The organism is Faecalimicrobium dakarense (assembly GCF_000499525.1).
GTDB lineage: Bacteria > Bacillota > Clostridia > Peptostreptococcales > Peptostreptococcaceae > Faecalimicrobium > Faecalimicrobium dakarense.
Map to the genome: position 1 here is coordinate 1 of NZ_HG529309.1, position 2,743 is coordinate 2,743.

Below are 2,743 nucleotides of genomic sequence, written 5' to 3' on the forward strand. Positions count from 1 at the left end.
TTNTTTTTAATTTTATAAATAAAGTCTTGTGTCTAATTTTCTTTCATATTCAGACCAACTATCAATTTCACAACTTTCCTTAAGTTGATTTATCTTATTTAAAGTTGCATCTATACTATCGGCGTAATTTAATATAAATGACTCTTCCATGTTAGCAGCCTTTGGAGAACCATATTCAACTTTTCCATGATGTTGAGTTATGCATCCTTTAACTCTTCTTACAAAGTCTTCACTAAATACATTACCACATTCTCTTAATGCTCTATCTATCATTTGAACACCTATTACTATATGTCCTTCTAATTCTCCTTCTAATGTATACTTGAAAGGACCTTCATAGAAAAGCTCATGTATTTTCCCTATATCATGAAGCTTCGCACTTAAAATAGCTATTTCTGGTCGTCTGCAATTATAAAGTTCACAAAGTATTTTAGTTAAACGCATTACATGAAGAGTATGTTCTGCTAAACCACCTATATAATTATGATGCATAGATACTCCACCTATACATTTTTTAAATTTTGCTAGAAATTCTTCATCTTTAAAGAAATAATCATTTAATTTAACTGCTTGTGGAGATGTAATATACTCTTTTGTTATCTCATCTATCTTATTCATAATATCTTCTATTGGTATTTTAGAAGTTGGAAGATAATCTTCTAGCTTATAGTCTGTTATTATTTTATAGTTTGAAACATCAACTACATATTCATTGCTATCTTCTATTTCTATTACTTGTCCTATATCTAACTTACCTTTATTTGCAAGCTTTGCTTTTATATATCCATTTTTATCACATAGTGAATATACTGTTTTATTTCCATCCTTATATAAACGTTTCATTATCATAAGAGTTCTTTTTGTTTTATTACTCATAGCATATACTCCATTTCATCTTATTTAAATTTAGTATGTGCTAAATTTGTAATTTTAAAATGCACTATTTATTTTGCTTGCTGTAATTTTTCTAAAAGTTCAAAAGCTTTTTCTTTAGTAGTAAGTGTAAGTTTAGTGTCATCTGTCAAACTTTCTCCTACATATTTTTTATCTACAAAGTCTGCCCCATTTTTTATTTTAATAAAATATGGTTTTTTAGCGTTAGATTTTGTAATTGTAGTATATGATATAATATCTTTTTCATTATCATAATTCCATACCTGTACTGATGTAGATATACCTTCAAGTGTCTCAAATTCAGAAATTATATGAACAGATTCTACTTCTCCATTTATTAATTTTTTCATTTCATCTTTACATAATCCCATAATATTTCCCCCTGTTTTTATGAATATATAAAATAATTATATCACTACTTATACTTAATATTAATTAAATAAAGTTTATAATTTTTAAGTTTATATTTCTTTTATATTTTAATTATTAAATCTATAATTCATACAATTCATGATATAATATTTCTTAAATCGAAAATTTTATTATTTTTCTTTGAAAGGAAGCAATTAGTATGTATAAAGCAAATAACAAGTCAGAGCTACAAACTGCTCTTAAGAATAAAGAAAGACACATTATAATCAATGATGAGAAAATTATTAAAACTTTAAAACCTCTTAATAATATTGTTATAAGTGATTCTAATAAAAATAGATGTAGATACACTTTAGAAAAATCTCTTGATGGTGCCGCTTTTTTAAGTTCAATAGGCTTTGCCCCTATGATTTCAGAATTAGCAGATGTTAATTTTTTAAGTGCTATGGGTATAATATCTAGCGTTGGTCTTCATGAAATTTTAACTATATTTTCTGAGTATAGTATTAAGTATAAATGTAATGAAATTATAATATCTAAACTATAAATTCAATCCAATTAACTTCAAATAGATACTTAATCTTAAATCAATTTAACTTTATATGTCAAAATTGTAATATAAATTTAAGGTATATTTAAGGATTTTTGTCTAAAATCAATGTATAATATTTTCATAAGATAAATAAACATTAAAAATAAGTTATACATGGCATAAATAAAAGGAGTATCTATTATGAAAAAATCAATTAAGATTTTAGCAATGTCAATAGCATCTATAATGATACTTTTATGCGTATCTGTAGGGGGTACTGTTATAGATGGGTACAATAAATATAAGGAAGTAATAAGCAATATAAGTTTAGAAGAAAAAGTAAATGAAGTTAAAAGTGATAAAGATTATACATCTATTGAGAAAATAGATAAAGACTTTCTAGATGGTATTGTGTCAGTTGAGGATCATAGATTTTATAAACATGGTGGCTTAGATTTTATCTCGATTATAAGAGCAACAATAAATAATGTTGTTGAAGGTAAAATAGTTCAAGGCGGAAGTACTCTAACTCAACAATTAGCAAAAAATCTTTACTTAAATGGAGATAAAGATCTTGCTAGAAAGGTATCAGAGGCATTTTTAGCTCATGACCTTGAGAAAAACTACTCTAAAGATGAAATCCTTGAAATGTATGTAAATATCATAAATTATGGTGATAATTATATAGGTATAAAAGAAGCTAGTGGAGGTTACTTCGGTGTTAGACCTAGTGATTTAGATTTAAACGAAGCATCTCTTTTAGCAGGTCTTCCTCAGTCTCCAAATGGATATGCTTTAAGTAATCATTATAATAAAGCCGTAGCTCGTCAGAAAGTAGTTCTAGAAGCAATGAATAAAAATGATGTTTTAGAACACAGTAATGAATACTATGTATTAGGTGATATTGATTCTAGAATATAAATTAAGCAATCTATATAATAAAAA

4 protein-coding genes are annotated in these 2,743 nt (G+C 25.8%); 2 read left to right on the top strand and 2 right to left on the bottom strand.

The window, feature by feature from the left end; genetic code table 11:
- Nucleotides 1-12: 12 nt before the first annotated feature.
- Together BN899_RS07345 and BN899_RS07350 are read right to left on the bottom strand one after the other, a co-directional pair.
- The gene (locus BN899_RS07345; RefSeq protein ID WP_042274219.1) at nt 13-876 is read right to left on the bottom strand and encodes an HD domain-containing protein; all 864 of its coding nucleotides are present in this window, start codon (nt 874-876) and stop codon (nt 13-15) included.
- 68 nt (nt 877-944) lie between these two features.
- The gene (locus tag BN899_RS07350; RefSeq protein ID WP_042274221.1) at nt 945-1,265 is read right to left on the bottom strand and encodes a hypothetical protein; all 321 of its coding nucleotides are present in this window, start codon (nt 1,263-1,265) and stop codon (nt 945-947) included.
- Nucleotides 1,266-1,465: 200 nt separating this feature from the next.
- Between BN899_RS07350 and BN899_RS07355 the strand changes: the two genes are divergently transcribed.
- The gene (locus BN899_RS07355; RefSeq protein ID WP_042274223.1) at nt 1,466-1,813 is read left to right on the top strand and encodes a hypothetical protein; all 348 of its coding nucleotides are present in this window, start codon (nt 1,466-1,468) and stop codon (nt 1,811-1,813) included.
- Nucleotides 1,814-1,999: 186 nt separating this feature from the next.
- On the top strand, nt 2,000-2,719 hold the full coding sequence (locus BN899_RS07360; RefSeq protein WP_042274226.1) for a biosynthetic peptidoglycan transglycosylase: 720 nt from the start codon (nt 2,000-2,002) through the stop codon (nt 2,717-2,719).
- Nucleotides 2,720-2,743 lie beyond the last annotated feature (24 nt).